Origin of the sequence: Thalassovita autumnalis, assembly GCF_001458255.1 — a bacterium.
In the GTDB taxonomy this organism is placed as follows: domain Bacteria; phylum Pseudomonadota; class Alphaproteobacteria; order Rhodobacterales; family Rhodobacteraceae; genus Thalassobius; species Thalassobius autumnalis.
Genome location: NZ_CYSB01000029.1, coordinates 13,357 through 28,443 on the forward strand (window position 1 = coordinate 13,357; position 15,087 = coordinate 28,443).

Below are 15,087 nucleotides of genomic sequence, written 5' to 3' on the forward strand. Positions count from 1 at the left end.
CTCCCTCAGCCCGATCAGTTGGACGCGCGCGCAATGGCGCGGTCGATGGCCCGGCGCAGAATGACGCCCGCCACATGTTTCTTGAATTCGACGGGACCGCGGTTGTCGGCCACGGGTTCGATCGCATCGATGGCCGCAGCAACCGCCGCCTTGCAGGCCACATCGCCCAGATCGGAGCCCACCAGCGCGTCGCTGGCCGCTTCGCACCAGATCGGCGTATCGGCGAGGTTGGTCATTGCAATGGACGCCGCGGTGCAGACACCGCCTTCGGTCTGGATCATCACACCCGACGCTGCGGTGGCGTAGTCACCGATTTTGCGCTTTTGCTTTTCATAAGCCTGACCCGTCCCTGCGGCGGGTACAGGAATAATCACCTTGGTCAGGATTTCCTCATCCTCACGGGCGGTGAAATAGGCGGCCTCATAAAACTCACGCGCCGGAACCTCACGGGTGCCGTCGGGGCCCACCAGTTCAAAGCGCGCATCAAGGCATTGCATCAGTCCCGGCATGTCATTGCCCGGATCGCCGTTCGCCACATTGCCGCCGATGGTGCCAACGTAGCGCACCTGCGGGTCCGCGATCACCAATGCAGCTTCGCGAATGATCGGCACGGCCTGCGCAAGCGCGTCATTTTCAATCAGCTCATGCTGGGTAACCATTGCACCGATCGTGACTTCGTCGGTTCCGATCGAAATGCCTTTGAGGGCGTCGATGTCTTGCAGATCAATCAGGTGATCCACATCCGCCATGCGCAGTTTCATCATCGGGATCAGGCTGTGCCCGCCCGCGATCACCCGCGCGTCATCTCCGTGTTCCTGCAAAATGGACAATGCCCCGGCAACGTCCGCGGGCCGATGGTATTCAAATCCACTGGGTATCATATGTCATATCCTCCCTGTGCCCGTCCTCACGGGCGACACGGGGCGATGACCTCAAATGTGACGTTGGTTTGCCAACAAACTCAAACGGTTGACGAGTTGCGCTGCACGAAATGCGAATAGTCTGCACGAGTTGCGAAGGGCGAGACAGCACGCTCAGGTTGAGCGCCGCTGCGTTCAGCGGGGACCGCGGCACCCAATTACGGCAACTACCGCATCCAACTGCATCCACAGACGGCGAGTTTCAGCAGGGGCAAAGTCATGGATTACAAGTAGGATCAAACGTGGCGTCAGCGCATCGCAAAGCAGCCAATCGCGCTATTCTGCGTCGGAGAGAAACCGGAAACCATCCGTTAAGAAAGCGCCCCGATCAGACGCCCAGCACGTCGCGCACTTCGCTCATCCGAGAGCGCGAGACCGGCACTTTCGGCAGGGCCGGCACCTCATCGAAGTAGCAGGTGCCATTGTCCTTGCGGCGCTCAAAGCTGGACACGAAGGCGGGGTTCACCAGATAGGATCGATGCACCCGCAGGAAGCCTGCGGGTGCAAGCCGGTTTGCCGCTTCGGTGATGGACCAGGGGCAGAACAGCTTCTCCTCGCCGACATAAAGCAGGGTGTAATGCCCCTCGGCGCGCAGGGCCGCAATGGTTTCGGGCAGGGCAAAATGTGTCTGCCCCTCTCGCTCAAAAGGCACCCCGACCTTGGGCGCCGTTATCGGCGCGGGCTCCGGCGCGCTGGCGACCTCTGGCACATCGGGGTTGGTGGGCGGCGCAAGGTCCTCATCGGCGCTGAAAAAGGTGATCCCGGTTAGCAAAAACGCCCCGCAGATCAGGAACACCGCAACCGTGACCCCCATGGCCAGCACCTGATTGTCCAAGGCCGGTCCGGCAACGCCGGTTGCCTCAGACGTGGTGAATTCGGTCAACCCAATGGCAACGAAGTGCATGCTGACCACCGCCAGGCCGAAACACACGGTTCCCAACAGGATGTTGCGATGGGTGCGGGCGTCATAGGCCACCCAGATCGCCAGGGTCGACAAAACCAGCGAAGCCGCGGTTGATATAACAATGTCCAAGACGCCATAGACCGGGCGACACAGCTGCATGCCCGCCATACCGATATAGTGCATCGCCACGATACCCAGACCAAGGATACACCCCGCAGCCACAATCACCGGCGGGCGACGTTTCTGAAAATGCAGCAGCAACAACGCCAGCCCCACCACAAGAATCGCCACCAAGGCCGAGGCCAAAGTGATCAGCGCGTCATAGTAAAACAGGATCGGCAGCTGCAGCCCCAGCATCGCCACGAAGTGCATCGACCAGATGCCACCGCCCAGCACGACGGACGCCATGGCCACCGCAATCTTGCGCCGGGCCGCAGGCAAGGTCGAGGCGCCCTTGGTCAGGGTTAGCCCGGTGAATCCCGCCATCAAGGCCACAGCAAAGCTTGCCGCAACCAGCCACCATGAGTGGGTAAAGTCCAACACGCCTTTGCCTCCCTATGCGCGAGGCGGAGGTTAGCAAAGGGTTCTTTTTGGCGCAAATGAAGAAGCGCACAACAACTTCAAATTGCAGAAATTTTATCTAGTGCGGCTTCTGTTGTTGGGCGTTTTGGGCGCGCAGTTCCGCATCCATCGCCTCAGCCACGTCTTCTGCATCCTCTGGGTTGTCAGAGGGAATGGCATAGCCGCCGTTCAGCCAGCGCCCCAGATCAATATCGGCGCAACGCTTGGAGCAGAACGGCCGATATTTGGCGTTGCTGTCTTCTGAACAGATCGGGCAGGCCATCACAGCAGATCCTTCAACGGCAGCCGATCGCGCTTGCGCTGCAGCTCAAAATTCCCCAGCGGCGTCCAACCGGCCATCACGGTTTCGGTGGTGTCCGCCTTCAGCGCAGCCCGCAGCGACTGTTCAAAGGTCCGCCGGTCCCGTTTCGGCATCGGGGCCAGATCCAGGGTGATCTGACCACCCAACCCGCGCAGGCGCAACTGGCGCGGCAGGTCACGGGCAGCGGCCAGATTGGCCTTCAGCCCGGCGGCCGGTGAGGTATCACCGCCGGTGTTCACATCCACCGCAACCATGGCACGGGTGGGTTCGACATACATATAGGCGCCGCCTTCCAGCTTGACCCGCGCGGTTTGCGCATCCTCCAGCTGGTCCAGCACGCCATGGGTTTCAAAGCCGCCTGCTTCGGTCACGATATCTGCTGGCTCAACCCATTCGCGCCAGGCCTGGCCATGCGGACCATCGCCTTCGCTCAGCACTTCGGCGTCGCCGGTGCGGTCGGCCATCACGGCCTGGGCCAGATCATACATCGCCATAATGTCTTCGGCGATTTCACCTGCCTCAGCCCCTTCACAAGAAGAGCGCAGGATCAGACCCATCTCAGGCTCTTCGCCCATCACCTCATGCGCAATCCCCAGAAGCACATCGCGCAGGTCGTCATCGCGGATCTTGCGGCTGATGTTCAGCCCCGGCGCATCCGGCGTGACAATCGCGTAGCGGCTTTTGAACAAAACCTTATAAGTGACCGGCAGGGCTTTGCCGTCTTCGGCATAGCCGGTGACCTGCACCAGCAGGCGCTCACCGGGAGAAATCCCTTTGACCTGACGCAGAAAGGCCTGCCCGTCGGGCGTGCTGAGGAACAGCCCACCCTGCCCTTTCATCGGGCGATCGGCGACAGCGCGGTAGACCGTGCCTACACGCGGCTGATCGCTATCGATCAGAATGTCATGCAGCTTGCCATCAACCATCAGCGCCGCAGCTTCGCGGCCGTCCAGATGGTCCAGAATGATCTGGCGTCCCTTCATGTGTCCCTCCACATCGGGTAGCCGGCAGCCGTCAGCAAACCAGCTGTTTCCGCCAGGGGCAGCCCCACAACGGCGGTGAATGATCCTGAGATCCACGGGATCAGCGCACCAGCTGGCCCCTGAATACCATAGCCCCCCGCCTTGCCCTGCCAATCATTGGTGGCAAGATAGGCGTTCAATTCATCATCCGACAGGCGTTTCATCCGCACATCGGTGACCACATCTTTTTCCCAGATCCGGTCACCGCGGCGCACGGCCACGGCGGTGATCACCCTGTGACGGCGGCCAGACATGGCCAGCAGGAACTCAGCCGCTTCGCCCACATCCGCAGGTTTGCCTAAGATGCGACGGCCCAGGGCCACGGTGGTGTCAGCGCACAGCACGATATCATCCGCATCGGCAGTGACGGCCTGCACTTTTTCACGGGCCATACGCGCGCAATAGGGGCGCGGCTGTTCAGATTTTCGGGGGGTTTCGTCGATATCGGGCGGGCGGATATCATCCGCCACAACCCCGATTTGGCCCAACAGCTCCTTGCGCCGTGGGCTACCTGACCCGAGGATCAGGCGCACTTACTTGAAGCGGTAGTTGATCCGACCCTTGGTCAGATCGTAGGGGGTCATTTCGACCTGAACCCGGTCGCCTGCCAGAACACGGATGCGGTTTTTGCGCATCTTGCCTGCCGTATGTGCGATGATCTCATGGCCGTTTTCCAGCTCGACCCGAAACGTCGCATTCGGCAGGAGTTCCTTCACGACACCGGGGAATTCGAGCATCTCTTCCTTGGCCATGGTCTCTCCTTGGGTTGGCGACCCGCCTAGTGCGGGACGCGCGTTAGATGGTCTTATTTTACCAGATTTTCAAGGGGAAATCTCTATTTCACCAAAATGTGGTCCGGTTTTCCGTCACGACCGACCTGTTCGCCCCAATGACTGGCATTGAGAACATGACCATCCGCGCGAACCGCCCGCACTTTGCCAAGGTCAATTTCACCGTAGGTCCAGCCCGGCTGACCCAGTGTACCCTCGGCGATCACGCCGGTTGGTGGGAACCCTTCATCCGGGGGGCCAAAGACGCCGCCCATGCCGGTGTTGGTCTCCATCCCGGAAATCTCGGGGCGATCCCCGACCAGTGAGGCCATGACCGTCACACATTGCCCTTCCAGCGCGCGGGACATGGCACCGATCCGCACCCGCCAGTAACCTTCCAGCCCTTCGGTGCAGGAAGGCACCAGGATCACCTCAGCCCCGGCCTCAACCAAGGCGCGGCCCAGGAGCGGGAATTCACTGTCATAGCAGGTCAGGATGCCCAGTTTGCCCACCGGTGTGTCGAAGATCTGCAGCGGTTCGCCCCCTTCGATCGCCCAAGGATCACGTTCGAACCGGGTCATGATCTGCTTATCCTGATAGCTGATCGTGCCTTCGGGCCCAAAGACCGGTGCGCGGTTGACCATGACACCGTTTTCAAGAACCGGGGCTGAGCCGCCAACGATGGTCACGCCAAATTCCTGCGCCAAGGCGCTGTGCAATTCGTTGGAGCGCGGCACGTAGTTGGAGGTCGCCTGCAGGCAGGACGCCGCATTGCTGGAAACCGCGGTGCCATCCAGTGTGGCCAGTTCCAACGCGCCATATTCCGGAAACAGCAGCAGATCGGACCCCTGCCCCGCAGCCTCGACCACCCATTCCCGGATTTTTGCCGCGTAACCGTCCCACTGGTCAAAGACCCCCAAAGGGTAGGCCGCGGTGGCAACTTTAAATCTACTCATCTCTTTCGTCCTTAGTGTCTTAGGCGCCGGAGGGGGCGGACCCGGCGCAGGCATTCACAGGCTTTTCACCCAGACCTGCAAGGGTTTTCGTGTTTGGCGGGACTCACCCAGATCGGTCCAGTCAAAATGCACCACGGCCCCGGGCATCGGGGCATAACCGCGGCGACGCCAGAACGGGGCCAGATCACGGGCCCCTTCTGGGCGCATCGGATGATCGTCAGGCCGGATCACCGCGCAGAAGCTGCTGATCCGGCGGCCCAGCCGGCGCGCGTGTGCCTCCCTCAGATCAAAGAACTGATGGCCAATGCCCAGACCGCGATAATCGGGCAACAAAACCGATTCCGCGCAGTAAAAGATATCGGCCAGATCGGCACCGTCGCCCGTGAACGCCGCCGCGAAGTCATCCGCGTGATCTTCCATCGGGGTGCCTGTCGCCGCGCCGATTAAACGATCACCGTCAAATGCGCCAACCAAAATGGCATCTGCCGAATCGCGGTAGCTTTGCAGATAGCTGCGCTCATATTCCAAACTGCCGTCATACAGATACGGCCAGTCGCGAAACACCTCGATCCGCAACCGTGCCACATCGTCAAGCGCGGCCTCCAACGCCGCACCGGTCAGGACATCGACCCGGATCGCGGCGCGGCTCATGCAGCGACCTGTTTGATCCAATCGGCCAGATTGTAATAGGTGACCACCCGGGTGATCTTACCATTTTCAAGGCTGAAGAACGATCCAGCCGGTAAACGGTAGGTCTGGCCCTTGGCTTTGGGCAGGCCGGCATCGGTTTCCAGGTAGGTGCCGTTCACCGTGTATTCCGCCGCAGCGCGGGTGCCTGCCGCGGCCTCAAAGATCACCAGATCCGTCAATTCTTCGCGGTAGCAACGTGACATATGGGCACAAAATTCGCCAAAGGCCGCTTTGCCCTGCCTCACCTGCCCCTCATTCACATGATGGGCCACATCTTCGGCCAGGCAGTCCAGCATGCCGTCAATATCCCCGGCGTTGAAGGCGGCGAAATAGGCGCGAATCGTGTCACTCATATCTTGGTCTTTCCATATTGATCTGCTGGGATACTTGCCGCGATCATACGCCGTCGCGCGGTGGTCCCCAGCGGGCAATCAGACGGTTCACGATCTGATCGCGACTATGGCGGTAGGCATCCAGCTTCTGATCGCGGTTCTCGCCCAGACCCGCCGGATCGTCGATCGGCCAGTATTCCACATCCAGATGGAACACCCGGGTCAGCTCCTCGGCCTGGGCCTTGCTGGTTGGGGTCAGGGCCACAATCAGATCGAAGGAGGACAGATGATCACCATATTCATGCAGCTCCTCAAAGCCGCGCGACTGATGGCGCGCCAGTTCGACCCCCAGTTCATCGCAGACCGCAATGGCAAAACCGTCAATATCCAAATCGCCCCTGACACCGGCTGACTGCACGTAAGTGCCGGTGCCATAGAATTTTTTCATGATGCCCTCCGCCATGGGGGAGCGCACCGAATTATGGTCGCAGCAGAAGAGAACAGACTGGGGAAGCGTCTCAACCAATGCGCTCATCCTCCGAAATGCAGGACGCAGATGAGGGTGAACAGACGGCGCGCAGTGTCCAGATCGATCTCGGCCTTGCCCTCCAGCCGTTCCTGCAGGATACGCGCGCCCTCATTGTGGATGCCGCGACGGGCCATATCGATGGTCTCGATCTGGCTGGGCGGCATGTTTTTCACCGCGTCAAAGTAGCTTTCGCAGATGGCCCAGTAATCCTTGACCACCTGACGAAAGGGCGACAGCGACAAATGGAATTCCGCCGCCTTCTGCGCATCCTCGGTGTTGATATCAAAGACCAGCCGTTTGTCCTTGATCGACAGATCCAGATGATAAGGGCCGACCGGCACCTCACGGTCCGCACGCGCCGGTAAGGCAAAGCTGTTGTCCTCCAAGAGGTCAAACATCGCCACCTTCCGCTCCTGCTCAATCTCCGGCGTGGGCGGCGGCAGGTTGCGATCATCCAGCGCAATATGGCTGATCCGGGACATGGGCTCTTCCTTACTCATTCAATGCGTCAAGGCGGGCGCGAACAGACAGGCCGTGCGCCTCCAGACTTTCCGAGATTGCCAGCGTTTCCGCCGCAGGTCCAATAGCTTGCAGCGCTGCAGGCGTCATTTTTGCCAAAGTGGTGCGTTTGACAAAGTCCATCACGCTGAGGCCGCTGGAAAAACGGGCAGAGCGGGCGGTGGGCAGAACGTGGTTCGGGCCACCGATATAGTCACCAATGGCTTCCGGCGTCCAACCGCCCAGGAAAATCGCACCGGCATGGGTGATCTTCGCCGCCAATGCGTCTGGATCCTCCACACACAGCTCCAGATGTTCGGGGGCCACGCGGTTTGAGAGCGCCGCCGCCTGATCCAGGTCCTCAACCAGCACCACGGCGCCGTAGTCCTGCCAAGAGGCGCCCGCGATGGCGCGGCGTTCCAGCGTTTCCAGGTGTTTTTCCACCGCGGCCACCACAGCATCGGCCATCGCCTGGCTGTCGGTGATCAGGATCGACTGAGCGCTTTCGTCATGTTCGGCCTGGCTCAGCAGATCCAGCGCGATCCAATCCGGATTGGCATGTTGATCGGCGATCACCAGAATCTCAGACGGGCCGGCGATCATGTCGATGCCCACCTTGCCAAAGACCCGGCGTTTGGCAGCCGCCACAAAGGCGTTGCCCGGGCCGGTGATCTTATCCACCGGCGGAATGCTTTCCGTGCCATAGGCCAATGCCGCCACCGCCTGCGCGCCACCGATGCGGTAAATCTCATCCACACCTGCCAGCTGCGCCGCCAGCAGAACCAGCGGATTGGCCACACCATCCGGGGTGGGCACCACAATAGCCAGCCGTTCCACACCGGCAACCTTGGCCGGGATTGCATTCATCAGGACCGAAGACGGATAGGAGGCCAGACCGCCGGGCACATAAAGCCCCGCCGCAGAAACCGGCGTCCACCGCCAGCCCAGCTGCGCGCCGGTCTCTTCTTCCCACAGCATATCTTCGGGCAGCTGTTTGGCGTGATAGGCCCGGATCCGCTCCGCCGCGAGTTCCAGCGCCGCACGCTCCGCGTCTGAGACCTGCGCGACCAGCGCTGCGATCTCACCCTCCGAGAAGCGCAGGGTATCCGGGGTCAGCTCCAGCCGGTCAAACTTGGCCGTCAGCTCAATAACCGCGGCATCGCCACGGGTGCGCACATCATGGATAATGCCGGCAACAACCTCATCAACATCGGGGCTGTCTTCGCGTTTGGCGCTCAGCAACGCGGTGAAGTCTGCATCAAAATCTGCGGCTTGGGTGTTCAGAAATACAGGCATGGTCCCTCCGGCTCTTGCAAATTGACATACAAGGGTGTGCGGCGGGCCTCAAGCGCTGGTCGCCGCACGGGGCAGGAACCTTCGCGTCATGTGGTCACAGCGCGGCATCCTACGGCAGCGCGCCCCTTGGCAGCAGGTCACAAAACCCTAGCTATCAGCCAGGAGAGGAGCCGAGCCATGACCCTACAGGAAAAACGCAAAGATCTGGACGTTGAGCGCCAAAAGCGCCTGCTGACCCGTCTGGTGGAGGAACTCAGCCGCTCAGACCCCGAGCTTTATTACCGTTCCACCAGTGAGGTGGCGGCGCAAATCGAAGGGCTAATTGGCAAGGCAGGCCGGCTGAGCCTTGAGGACCGCCAATTGCTGATGCGCCTCAGCCGTCGTGACATTGAGGTGTTGCTGAGCCTGCATTGAGGGCGTCAACCCGTGCCGGGCCAGACCCTGGGTGGACGCATACAAGGCCAGAACGATAGTAGGCCACCACATCCTTACAAAACACCGCTTTGTCGCAAGACATTGCAAAACCGCCCTCCCATGGGGAGGGTCGACCGCGGCGCTGGCTGATGCGCCCGCTGGACCAGCGCAACAAAAAGGGCGCCGCAGCGCCCTTCCCGATCAACTCAGATCATGTTCCGGCGCCTTGCCCGAGGGCGCCCGGTAGGGCCGGGTCACATCCCGCAGCGACACCTCCAGCGCCTCAACCGTCAGCCGGATCGCCCCATCGCCGGCCAGCACCAGCTCCAACGCGCCATCAGCGTCTTCGCCCGGCTGCCAGTCAATCGACAGGAGCGACAGAATGATATCTTTGTCTTTGCGATCAATCCCTTGCGAGGACACGCCTTGCACATTGTCAATCACCAGAACGGATTGCACCCGCTCCGCGCCGTGACGCTTCAGGCCCTCATCTTCCCAGCGAAACCGGTTGAGCAGCAGGGCAAAGCGCCGCTCGGACGCCTGCCAGCGCATTTCGCTGACGGGGAACACCGCATCCTGCACCAAGGCCGACAAGACCTTCAGATCTTCGCCATCAAAGGCACCCAGGTTCAGTGGCTTTTCCTGTCCGTCTTCGAAACGCGCATCATCCTCCATCAGCTTTTCACCCGCTCAATCTTGGCCCCCAAGGCACCCAGTTTCTCTTCGACCCGTTCATAGCCGCGATCCAGATGATAGACGCGATTGACGATGGTTTCACCCTCTGCCGCCAGACCCGCCAGAATCAGCGAGATCGAGGCGCGCAGATCGGTCGCCATCACTGGCGCCCCTTTCAGGCGTTCCACCCCGTGCACGGTGGCGGTGCCGCCCTGCACTTCGATCGAGGCCCCCATGCGCATCAGTTCCGGCGCATGCATAAAGCGGTTTTCAAAGATCTTCTCTTCCAGAACCGCGGTGCCCTCAGCGGTACACATCAGCGCCATCATCTGCGCCTGCAGGTCAGTGGGGAAGCCGGGGAAAGGTTCGGTCACCACATCGACCGCCTTCACACGGCCGTTCTTGCGCGCCACCTTCAGGCCCTTTTCGGTTTCCTCAACCGAAATGCCAGCCGCGTCCAGCTTTTCACAGAAAGCTTCCAGCAGATCGATTCGCCCGCCCAGCAGCTCCACCTCACCGCCGCAGATCGCTGGGGCCAGCATATAGGTGCCCAATTCGATTCGGTCGGTGACCACCGGATGGGTGGCGCCATGCAGTCGGTCCACACCCTGAATGGTGATGGTCGATGTACCCTCGCCCTCAATCTGTGCACCCATTTTGCGCAGGCAATGCACCAGATCCACGATCTCAGGCTCGCGGGCTGCGTTTTTCAGCACGGTGGTGCCTTTCGCCAGCGTCGCTGCCATTACCACGTTTTCCGTCGCCCCAACCGAGGCGAATCGCAGCTCATGCGTCGCGCCCTTCAGGCCACCGGGGGCTTTGGCATGCAGGTAGCCGTCTTTCAGCTCAATCTCAGCACCCAGCGCTTCCAGCGCGGTGATGTGAATATCCATCGGACGCGCGCCAATGGCACAGCCCCCAGGCAGCGACACTACCGCCTCATGTTCGCGCGCCAGCAAAGGCCCCAGAACAAGGTTCGACGCACGCATTTTACGCACGATTTCATAGTCTGCCTTGGTGGTTGCAATGGTGTGGCTCGACATCGCCAACACCTGCCCATCCTGCATCGAGGTCACTTCCGCCCCCAGCGAGCGCAACAGTTCCGACATGGTTTTAATGTCTGAAAGACGCGGCGCATTGGTCAGCGTCAGCGGCTCATCACTCAGCAGCGTCGCCGGCATCAGCGTCAGACAGGCGTTTTTTGCCCCAGCAATGGGAATCGTGCCGTTCAGCGGGCCGTTGCCCGTTACAATAATGGAATCCATCAATCCTGCCCTTTATCCGTTTTTCTTGCGCCCCGATGGGCCTGACCACTGAACCGCGCCTGTGGTTCTGCGCCCTCCACCTCAACCGAAGAGGAGCGTGCCCTTGCCTGTGACTTCCGACGAGCCATATTGGCCTTCAGCGCGGCCTTCAATCGGTCCTCGCGCGCGTCAGGTTTTTTAGGCTGTTTCTTGCTGTTTGAATTCTCGCTCATGAAAGTTTCTTACATGAGGGCGAAAAAACCGTCCACTACCCCCTTGCGCCCGGATTCTTGTTTGGCTAAACACCGCCACACAGTCGAGACCGGCGACGGAACGACTGCAAACGGCGCTGCTGTAGCTCAGAGGTAGAGCACTCCCTTGGTAAGGGAGAGGTCGAGAGTTCAATTCTCTCCAGCAGCACCATCTTCACCCCAGATAGTCTGTGTGTGGCTCCAATTAGAGCGTCTTTGTGCCCCTGCGTCCTACCGTGGTCCTCCGGCTTGCGGGTTATGGCTCTGCGGCTTAGCCTCATCAGGGGTTTAGGGAGGAGAGGCCATGACACCGTTTGCATTCAACACCACCAAATCTGTGGTTTTTGAAACCGGCGCTGCGGCGCGGATGGCTGAGGTTGCGGGCGCAACGTTGGGCAAAACGGTGTTGCTGATCACCGATTCTGGTCTGCGCAAACTGGGGCTGTTGGATCCGGCGCTGCATTCGCTCACCGATGCCGGTCATGAGGTGGTGGTGTTTGACGGGGTGGAGGCTGACCCCTCCCGCGAGACTTTGGAACAGGCGGTTGAGGTGGGGCGCACTATCGGCGCCACAGGCGTTCTGGGATTCGGCGGCGGCTCACCGATGGATGTGGCCAAGCTGACGGCGCTGCTCTTGGGATCGGACGAGGATCTGGACAGCGCCTGGGGTGTGGCCCAGGCCAAAGGGCCCCGATTGCCCTTGGTACTGGTGCCAACCACGGCCGGCACCGGGTCTGAGGTGACACCTGTGGCCATCATCACCGTCGGTGTTGAGGAAAAGCGCGGAGTCTCCTCCCCCATCATCCTGCCTGACATTGCTATTCTGGATGCGGACCTGACCCGCGGGTTGCCGCCCCATATCACCGCGGCCACCGGGGTGGATGCGATGGTGCACGCGATTGAGGCCTATGCCTCAACCTCCGCCAACAACAATCCTATGTCCCAGCTGTTGGCGCGCGAAGCGCTGCGGCTGCTGGGGGCCAATATCGAAACCGCGGTGTTTGAGGGCGCCAATGCCGCGGCGCGCGGCGCCATGTTGCTGGGCTCCATGCTGGCCGGTCAGGCCTTTGCCAATTCACCCGTGGCGGCGGTGCATGCGCTTGCCTATCCAATCGGCGGCACCTTCCATATTCCGCATGGTCTGTCCAACGCGCTGGTGTTGCCGCATGTGCTGCGGTTCAACGCACCAGAGGCCCATGCCGTATATGCTGAAATCGCGGCAGATGCCTTTCCGCATCTGGCAGAGGTAGAGGGCAGCCAGGCCCGCTGCGCGGCCTTTATCGAAGCCTTGGAAAATCTGGCGGAAACGCTGGGCATGCAGACCCGGTTGCGTGATGTGGGTATACCCGAAAGCGCCCTGGCCAAGATGGCAGAGGATGCGATGCTGCAGCAGCGCCTGCTGGTCAACAACCCCCGTAGCGTGAGCGAGGCAGATGCCCTCGCCATCTACCGGGCCGCTTGGTAAGGGGCGCCGCATGAGTGAGAAAACGTCCCCGACCCGCCGCGCCGATTATGTGGATTTCTACCCGCTGCAAACCCGCTGGAATGATAATGACTGCTATGGCCACATGAACAACGTGGTGCATTACGCGCTGTTTGACACTGCGGTGAACGGCTGGCTGATGGAGCGTGGCCTGCTGGATCCGCGCAGTTCGGAAACCTTTGGACTGGTGGTGGAAACCGGCTGCAAATATTTCGCTGAGATGGGGTTTCCGGATCGGGTCACCGCTGGGCTGCGGGTGGCGCATCTGGGCAGCAGCTCGATCCGGTATGAGCTGGGGCTGTTTCGCAACGACGAAGATCAGGCCTCGGCCGAGGGGACCTTTGTGCATGTCTATGTCAACCGCGACAGCCGCCGCCCCAGCCCGATCGAAGGCGAACGTCGCGCCGCGTTTCAGGCCCTGATGCGCCCGTAACCGGGCCATCCCCCTTGGTATTCAGGTCGCTTGACCGCAAAACACAGGCAATGTTACCGCTAGGGCAGCCGAGCGGCAGATTTCATGCCGCAGGCTGATTCCAACAGTAGACGTTCTGCGAGGCATCCTGCGATGGGCCGTTATGGCGCGTTTTGAGCAAGAGTTGAAATGGCTGGCGCTTGCGCTTGGGCTGGCCTCGACCCTGGCACTGGTCAATGCATGGCATCCCTGGCCCATGGTGCTGGGCCTGCCCTTCTGCCTGCTTTGGGCCTATTTCGGCTGGCTGCGCACGGAACCTCAGCTGAAATACATCAACATCGTGTTCAGCGGCCTCTATGTGTACGGATTGGTGAAGTATTTCCTGCCGGCCTGAGGTGCGACGCCAGCAGCGCCCGCAGATCAACACGCGCGCGAAGGCGCGTTGCCAGCAAGGCCAGCCCGCCCAGTTTGCGCTGCACGTAGAGCACATCCATCGCCACGGGCGGTGGGGTCATCCCCTCCTCCATCAGGGCCAGCCCTTCGGCCTGCAGCTGTTGTGACAGGCGGGTATCGGCAAAATCAAACGGACCCGGCGCACGCAATGCCGTGAAGACCAACTGCATCATTGCGATCAAGCGCGCGTGGTGGTCAGGGCGCATATCCCCCGCCAACAGGCCCATTGCGGCTGCGGCCTGCTGCATTTCCGTCCAACACCCGGCCAAGCCTGCCGTCAACAGATCGCGGTACCCCTGCACCACATCAGATGCGATGGCGCGGGTGGCACCGAAATCCAGCAACACGATCCGATCCTCCTCAGGCTGATAGAGGAAGTTGGCGAAATTCGGATCACTTTGCATGTCATCGAGGGTGAAGAGCTCATCAAAAAACAACGCAAAGAGATCCCGCATCACGCCATCCTGCGTGGGCTGAGGCGCGGCCTGCAGATCCTCCACCGGCTGACCCGCTATATGGGACATCGCCAGGACCTGCCCAGTTGACCAATCGGCATGAAACGCCGGCAGCAGGAACCGCTCCTGCCCCTCCAGATAGCGGGCGAACCGCTGCAGCTGCGCGCCCTCGCGCAGGTAATCGGTTTCCTCATGCAGTTGCAGGCGCGCAGCCTCCAGATAGGGGGCCAGATCAAAGCCCTTGGGCAAGACCCGCGCCGCGCGCAACAGCGCCCCGACATTGACCACATCGCTTTCGATGCTTCGCGCCACGCCGGGGTATTGCACCTTCACAGCCAGATCGCGCCCATCCTTCAGCTGTGCCCGGTGCACCTGCCCGATCGAGGCCGCCGCAATCGGGCGCACGTCAAAACGGGCAAACTGGCGCTGCCAGCCCTGCCCCCAGGCCGCGTTCAGCACCTGCTTCAACTGCTGCGGCGGCATCTGATGGGCGTCAGACCGCAGCCGGGACAGGATCGCGGTCAGTTCTGCCGGCAGCAGATCCCCAGCCTCCAGCGAAATCAGCTGACCAACCTTCATCGCCGCGCCGCGCATCTGCGCCAGCTCCTGCGTCAGACGTTCGATATTGCCGGGGGTCAGCACCAGATCGCGCAGCTGTGGCCGCGCCCCACCCGCCAGCGCCTTTGCGCCGCCAAGGGCCACGGCGCCCGCAACCTGTGTTGCCAGCCCGCCAAGACGCGCCATGCGATGCAAACGGCCCGCAGGCACCGCAACGGGACGCGGACGATGGGAGGTATCAGACATTCTGCGGCTCCTAGACTTGCGACGCCCTTCGCCAGCTAACGCCGAAAGCCACAGCGTCAATTCCCTGCGCCGCCCTGACGCAGGTTCCAGACAGCA

At 61.2% G+C, this 15,087-nt stretch carries 19 protein-coding genes and 1 tRNA gene; 5 read left to right on the forward strand and 15 right to left on the reverse strand.

The genetic code is table 11. The features are described 5' to 3' along the window. Window positions 1-14: 14 nt before the first annotated feature. The 12 genes from TL5118_RS10380 to hisD form a co-directional block, all read right to left on the reverse strand. On the reverse strand, window positions 15-881 hold the full coding sequence (locus tag TL5118_RS10380; RefSeq protein WP_058244947.1) for an FAD binding domain-containing protein: 867 nt from the start codon (window positions 879-881) through the stop codon (window positions 15-17). A 367-nt stretch (window positions 882-1,248) separates the two neighbouring features. Further along, entirely contained in the window at window positions 1,249-2,367 is a 1,119-nt protein-coding gene (locus TL5118_RS10385; RefSeq protein ID WP_058244948.1) for an MHYT domain-containing protein, read from the reverse strand. A 97-nt stretch (window positions 2,368-2,464) separates the two neighbouring features. Next, window positions 2,465-2,668 (reverse strand): DNA gyrase inhibitor YacG, encoded by a 204-nt coding sequence (locus tag TL5118_RS10390; RefSeq protein WP_058244949.1) that lies wholly within the window; start codon window positions 2,666-2,668, stop codon window positions 2,465-2,467. Beyond that, a complete protein-coding gene (locus TL5118_RS10395; protein WP_058244950.1) occupies window positions 2,668-3,690 on the reverse strand; it encodes a ribonuclease E/G in 1,023 nt (340 codons plus the stop codon). Before TL5118_RS10395 ends, TL5118_RS10390 begins: the two co-directional genes overlap by 1 nt. Continuing rightward, a complete protein-coding gene (locus TL5118_RS10400) occupies window positions 3,687-4,262 on the reverse strand; it encodes a Maf family protein (protein WP_058244951.1) in 576 nt (191 codons plus the stop codon). Before TL5118_RS10400 ends, TL5118_RS10395 begins: the two co-directional genes overlap by 4 nt. Beyond that, window positions 4,263-4,481 carry a translation initiation factor IF-1 gene (gene infA, locus TL5118_RS10405; RefSeq protein WP_037209844.1) on the reverse strand — a complete coding sequence of 73 codons (219 nt, stop codon included), beginning with the start codon at window positions 4,479-4,481 and terminating at the stop codon, window positions 4,263-4,265. Between the two features lie 83 nt (window positions 4,482-4,564). Continuing rightward, window positions 4,565-5,455 (reverse strand): carbon-nitrogen hydrolase family protein, encoded by an 891-nt coding sequence (locus tag TL5118_RS10410; protein WP_058244952.1) that lies wholly within the window; start codon window positions 5,453-5,455, stop codon window positions 4,565-4,567. Window positions 5,456-5,509: 54 nt separating this feature from the next. Further along, window positions 5,510-6,106: a GNAT family N-acetyltransferase gene (locus tag TL5118_RS10415; protein WP_058244953.1), complete on the reverse strand. Its 597-nt coding sequence runs from the start codon at window positions 6,104-6,106 to the stop codon at window positions 5,510-5,512. Next, window positions 6,103-6,498, reverse strand: a complete 396-nt coding sequence (locus TL5118_RS10420) for a ketosteroid isomerase-related protein (protein ID WP_058244954.1) — start codon at window positions 6,496-6,498, stop codon at window positions 6,103-6,105. The genes TL5118_RS10415 and TL5118_RS10420 overlap by 4 nt, the downstream gene beginning before the upstream one ends. Before the next feature lie 43 nt (window positions 6,499-6,541). Continuing rightward, a complete protein-coding gene (locus tag TL5118_RS10425; RefSeq protein WP_058244955.1) occupies window positions 6,542-7,012 on the reverse strand; it encodes an arsenate-mycothiol transferase ArsC in 471 nt (156 codons plus the stop codon). Next, on the reverse strand, window positions 7,009-7,488 hold the full coding sequence (locus tag TL5118_RS10430; RefSeq protein ID WP_058244956.1) for a UPF0262 family protein: 480 nt from the start codon (window positions 7,486-7,488) through the stop codon (window positions 7,009-7,011). Before TL5118_RS10430 ends, TL5118_RS10425 begins: the two co-directional genes overlap by 4 nt. Window positions 7,489-7,498: 10 nt before the next feature. After that, window positions 7,499-8,800, reverse strand: a complete 1,302-nt coding sequence (gene hisD / locus TL5118_RS10435) for a histidinol dehydrogenase (protein ID WP_058244957.1) — start codon at window positions 8,798-8,800, stop codon at window positions 7,499-7,501. Between the two features lie 177 nt (window positions 8,801-8,977). On the opposite strand from hisD, the gene TL5118_RS10440 reads away from it, so the two are divergent. After that, a complete protein-coding gene (locus tag TL5118_RS10440; RefSeq protein WP_058244958.1) occupies window positions 8,978-9,214 on the forward strand; it encodes a hypothetical protein in 237 nt (78 codons plus the stop codon). A gap of 201 nt (window positions 9,215-9,415) precedes the next feature. On the opposite strand, the gene TL5118_RS10445 is transcribed toward TL5118_RS10440, so the two are convergent. Both TL5118_RS10445 and murA read right to left on the reverse strand, forming a co-directional pair. Continuing rightward, window positions 9,416-9,889: a DUF2948 family protein gene (locus TL5118_RS10445; RefSeq protein WP_058244959.1), complete on the reverse strand. Its 474-nt coding sequence runs from the start codon at window positions 9,887-9,889 to the stop codon at window positions 9,416-9,418. After that, window positions 9,889-11,154: a UDP-N-acetylglucosamine 1-carboxyvinyltransferase gene (murA, locus tag TL5118_RS10450; protein WP_058244960.1), complete on the reverse strand. Its 1,266-nt coding sequence runs from the start codon at window positions 11,152-11,154 to the stop codon at window positions 9,889-9,891. The genes TL5118_RS10445 and murA overlap by 1 nt, the downstream gene beginning before the upstream one ends. A gap of 327 nt (window positions 11,155-11,481) precedes the next feature. On the opposite strand from murA, the gene TL5118_RS10460 reads away from it, so the two are divergent. The 4 genes from TL5118_RS10460 (at window position 11,482) to TL5118_RS10475 (ending at window position 13,673) form a co-directional block, all read left to right on the forward strand. Beyond that, window positions 11,482-11,556, forward strand: a tRNA-Thr gene (locus TL5118_RS10460). Window positions 11,557-11,688: 132 nt separating this feature from the next. Beyond that, on the forward strand, window positions 11,689-12,849 hold the full coding sequence (locus tag TL5118_RS10465) for an iron-containing alcohol dehydrogenase (protein WP_058244962.1): 1,161 nt from the start codon (window positions 11,689-11,691) through the stop codon (window positions 12,847-12,849). A gap of 10 nt (window positions 12,850-12,859) precedes the next feature. Further along, window positions 12,860-13,300, forward strand: a complete 441-nt coding sequence (locus tag TL5118_RS10470; protein WP_058244963.1) for an acyl-CoA thioesterase — start codon at window positions 12,860-12,862, stop codon at window positions 13,298-13,300. Window positions 13,301-13,442: 142 nt separating this feature from the next. Then, entirely contained in the window at window positions 13,443-13,673 is a 231-nt protein-coding gene (locus tag TL5118_RS10475; RefSeq protein WP_058244964.1) for a hypothetical protein, read from the forward strand. Here the strand turns inward: TL5118_RS10475 and TL5118_RS10480 are convergent. Then, the gene (locus TL5118_RS10480) at window positions 13,624-14,991 is read right to left on the reverse strand and encodes an ABC1 kinase family protein (protein WP_058244965.1); all 1,368 of its coding nucleotides are present in this window, start codon (window positions 14,989-14,991) and stop codon (window positions 13,624-13,626) included. The two genes, TL5118_RS10475 and TL5118_RS10480, sit on opposite strands and share 50 nt — an antisense overlap. Window positions 14,992-15,087 lie beyond the last annotated feature (96 nt).